Source organism: Aquamicrobium defluvii (assembly GCF_004363725.1).
Taxonomy (GTDB): Bacteria; Pseudomonadota; Alphaproteobacteria; order Rhizobiales; family Rhizobiaceae; genus Mesorhizobium; species Mesorhizobium defluvii.
This window is the reverse complement of sequence record NZ_SNZF01000067.1, coordinates 1-4018: the sequence shown is the minus strand read 5'-3', so window position 1 is coordinate 4018 and position 4018 is coordinate 1. Positions and strand designations below refer to the sequence as shown.

The window sequence follows — 4018 nt, the reverse complement described above, 5'->3', positions numbered from 1 at the left end:
CCTGATCGGGCGCTCACCGTCGTGCCCTCCATCAACCCAAAACCGGGGTTCCTTTTGCGCGAAAATACGGGGTCCCGATTCCACGGTCATTGACATTCAAACGCCGCCCTGTTGTTTGGACCGCCGGAAAAATTCATCCTCATGACCTTCGTCCTTCTCCTGTTCTGCACGTTCGGCGCAAACCGCTACGCCATCCTCTCGATGCTGCTCGGGCTGATGCTCGGAACGGTGGGGCCAGACCCGTTGCGCGGCGAACCGCGCTACGACTTCAATCTTTTCGCGCTGTCCGACGGGCTCGACTTTATCGTAGTCGCGATCGGCCTGCTCGGCGTTGGCGAGGTCCTGGCAAGCTGGGATTCGCGCACCGCGAAGCTGGAATCGTCGGGTTGGCGGGATGCGCTGCCGCGCTGGCACGAGATCAGAACCACATTGGGCACGATGATCCGCGCCGGGCTGGTCGGCTTCGGCATGGGCATCCTCCCCGGTGCGGGAACGGCTGCTGCCTCTTTCATGGCATATACGATCGAGAAGCGCCTGTCCCGGTTCGGGCACGAATTCGGGACAGGCAGGATCGAGGGTGTAGCCGCGCCGGAATCGGCGAACAACGCCGCCGTCGCCGGCGCGCTAGTACCCATGCTGACGCTCGGCATACCAGGTTCGGCATCAACCGCGCTGATGCTGGCGGCTCTGGTGGTCGCCGGCATCCCGCCAGGTCCACTGCTGTTTACCGAGCATCCTGCTCTTGTCTGGGGCGTCATCGCCAGCCTTTTTATTGCGAACGTCGTGCTCGTCTTCCTGTCCATCGTCATGATCCCGCTGTTCGTGAAGGTCTCGTCCATCCAATACGTCTACATATTTCCAATCATCATCATGTTCGCTGTTGTCGGTGCCTATAGCGTGAACGGCGACATGTTCGAGGTCTGGCTGATGATCGGCTTCGGCGTCGCCGGCTATCTGTGCAAGCGCGTTGGCATACCGCTGGCGCCGATGATTCTCGGCTTGGTCCTGGGGCCGTTGACGGAAACCAGCTTGGCGCAGTCGCTCGCAATGTCGCGCGGCGACGTGATGATTTTCATTGAGCGTCCGGTCTCGCTCGGCCTCCTTATTGCATGCGTTGCACCGTTCGCTGTGATCTCCGCTTACCGGATCCTGAGGCGGCGCGCAGGCATTGAACCCGCCTAGAAGACGAGCAAATCCGCAGGATGAAGCTGGTTTCGACGAGATCGCGGCAGGAGAAAAACCGGGGCTGGACTGCGTGGGCAGGCTTCGTGCGCTCTGTGGGCATGTGGACGACTTTTTCGGGGGCGATGCCGTCGTCGTTGCCCGTGCTTCTTGACGGGCTCCATGCGGCCTCGCTGCCCGAGGTGCCGCCCCCCGCTTGCGGGGTGCGTCAAGGTTGGCAAGTTCATTTGCGTGCGGCTCGACTATTCGGATCATGGCGAGGAGACGCGTGCCGCGGCTCCGTAGCCAGGACGAAGTCGCCCGTTCCATGGCCGCCCCTTAGACTACCGGCTCGCTTCTGCAAGCGCGACTTAGGCGAATTTGCTGGTCCGATTGATGGCCACGAAATGATTGAGTTGCCTTTCCGCCGTCTGCTTCCTGTCAGCGAGCAATATCCCGGCGTTACAGGCAGCTGTGCAATGAGGAACGCGTCAGGTCGGGAATGTCGGCTGCAACGCGTAGAGGCAATCGTCTAAAGCATCGTGCCGTAATTATGGCGCATAGCCTGCGGCGTTGAAGTAGTTTCGGCATTCGTGTGGGCTGAACAGGCGGCAGATGTCGTGCAAAGCATTGAACAGCGCGTCGAAGGTCCGCGCTGCGGCCTTTCGCATATGGGCCTTGAGCTTTGAGAAGGCCATCTCGATCGGGTTCAGGTCGGGAGAGTATTGGGGCAGGACGAGCATCCATGCGCCTCGCGCACGGATGGCAGCTTCGGCCCTGGCGCTCTTGTGGACGCTGAGGTTGTCGAGGATGACGACATCCCCGGGGGCGAGCGTCGGCGCCAGTTGGGTCTCGACATAGACGTTGAAGGCGGTGCGGTTCATGGCGCCGTGGATTACCCATGGCGCGCTCAGGCCATCGTGGCGCAGGCCGGCGATCAGGATCTGTGGGGAGTGTCATTAATTTCGTGTTTGGCGGGCGATTGCATATTACGCCGCCATGGCTTTTATGAAGCGCTCACCGAAGATGACGGCGAACTGTGCCTTGGCCACTGACCACTCACGTGGCGGCATTTTCCACTCTTTCTCCGACCGGTTCAAGATCAGATAGAGCAGCTTGGTGGCGGCATCGTCGCTGGGTAAGTGGCCCCTGGCCCTGACCGCCCGGCGAAGCCTGGAGTTCAAAGCTTCTATGGAATTTGTGGTGTAGACGATCCTGCGGACCTCATCGGGAAAGGCGCAGAACGGAATGACCTCGCTCCAGACGCGCCGCCAGCTCTGGCCGATGGCGGGATAGCGCTGGCCCCAATAGCCGGCCTCGAAGGCCGCCAGCGCCTGTTCGGCCGCGTCGGCATCGGTGGCGCGGTAAATCTGCTTGAGCGCCGTTGCCAAGCCCCTGCGGTCCTTCCAGGAGACAAAGTCCATGGAGTTGCGCAGCAGATGCACGATGCAGGTCTGCACCACAGTTTCGGGGAACACCGCGGTAATGGCCTCCGGGAAGCCCTTGAGGCCATCAACGACAGGCAGCAGGATATCCCCGGTGCCGCGGGTCTTGAGCTCGTTCATCACCCGCAGCCAGAACTTGGCGCCTTCGTTCTGCTCAAGCCAGAGGCCAAGCACCTCCTTGGCGCCATCGGCGCGCACACCCAGGGCGATATGGATCGCCTTGTTGCGGACCATGCCTTCGTCCCGGATCTTGACCCGGATCGCATCGAAGAAGACCAGCGGATAAACCGGGTCGAGCGGCCGCTGCTGCCAGGTGGAGACTTCATCGAGCACGGCGTCCGTCACGGTGCTGATCAGGTCCGGCGACACGTCAATGCCGTATAGCTCGCGCAGATGCCCAGTAATCTCCCTGGTGCTCATGCCGCGGGCGTACATCGAAACGATCTTGTCGTCGAAGCCTGGGAAACGGCGCTGATATTTAGCGATCAGTTGCGGATCAAAGCTCGACTGCCGGTCGCGCGGCACCTCGATCTCCAGTTGGCCGGTATCGGTCGTGACCCTCTTACGGCCACAGCCATTGCGCGTGTTGCCGGCGCCATCATCGCCGGCCAGATGATGGTTCATCTCTGCGTTCAAGGCGCGCTCGGTCAGCGCCTTCTTCAGCGAATCCAGCAGGCCGTCTTGCTCAAAGACCGCACTGGCAGCGCCGCCAGCTAGCAACTGATCGAGAAGTTCATTCGGGATTGCAGGCTCTTTGCGTCGAGACATAGGGGGACTCCTTATTTATCCACTATGCCCGTCAAACACGGAAATCCTGACAGTCCCGCCTGAAAGTCCTCACCGGGCGAGACCGAACGCAAAGCCTCGAAGAGCAACTGCCAGACCTTGCACCGCGACCATCGGTTCCAGCGGTTGTAGACGGTCGTGTAAGGGCCATAAACCGCCGGGCAGTCGCGCCACCGGCAGCCGGAACGCAGCACATGGATGATGCCGCTCAGAATGCGCCGGTCATCGACCCGCCGCGCGCCCGGCTGATTGCTGGGAAGACACGGCTCGATTGCCGCCCATTGCCGATCGCTCAACCAAAACTCATTCGCCACGTGATCCTCCTGCATAAAAGAGAACCACACCCAAACATTCAATCAAGGCAATGATTGAGTACGGAGCCTAGGTTGGGGACTTAATCAAATTATTGTCAAGATTGGCTGATTCGGTTCGGTAGTGGGTCCGGGGGCATGGAGGAAGCCATGCACGATCACTTCTGGCTGTCTAATGAAGCCTGGGCGGTGTTGGAGCCGCATCTGCCGAAGAACCAGCCCGGCAAGCCCCGCGTCGATGACCGGCGCGTTATCAGCGGTATCCTGCACATCTTGAAAACCGGTGGGCGATGGCGCGACGTACCGCCCGAATAC

The 4018-nt window shown here is 60.9% G+C and carries 3 protein-coding genes and 2 pseudogenes; 2 read left to right on the top strand and 3 right to left on the bottom strand.

Going from position 1 to position 4018, the window contains the following annotated elements; all coding sequences use genetic code 11:
* The first annotated feature begins 111 nt into the window (after positions 1-111).
* Complete coding sequence (locus DES43_RS22035; RefSeq protein WP_280960268.1) at positions 112-1182, top strand: tripartite tricarboxylate transporter permease; 1071 nt, start codon at positions 112-114, stop codon at positions 1180-1182.
* A gap of 530 nt (positions 1183-1712) precedes the next feature.
* Here DES43_RS22035 and DES43_RS22030 read toward each other — a convergent pair.
* The 3 genes and pseudogenes from DES43_RS22030 to DES43_RS22020 all read right to left on the bottom strand — a co-directional run.
* Positions 1713-2108: pseudogene (locus DES43_RS22030) on the bottom strand (transposase); the annotation flags it as partial.
* A gap of 42 nt (positions 2109-2150) precedes the next feature.
* Complete coding sequence (locus DES43_RS22025) at positions 2151-3374, bottom strand: IS256 family transposase (RefSeq protein WP_133676441.1); 1224 nt, start codon at positions 3372-3374, stop codon at positions 2151-2153.
* Positions 3375-3463: 89 nt separating this feature from the next.
* A pseudogene (locus DES43_RS22020) lies at positions 3464-3706 on the bottom strand (transposase); the annotation flags it as partial.
* 147 nt (positions 3707-3853) lie between these two features.
* On the opposite strand from DES43_RS22020, the gene DES43_RS22015 reads away from it, so the two are divergent.
* On the top strand, positions 3854-4018 hold a 165-nt coding region (locus tag DES43_RS22015), incomplete at its 3' end, for a transposase (protein WP_133676439.1).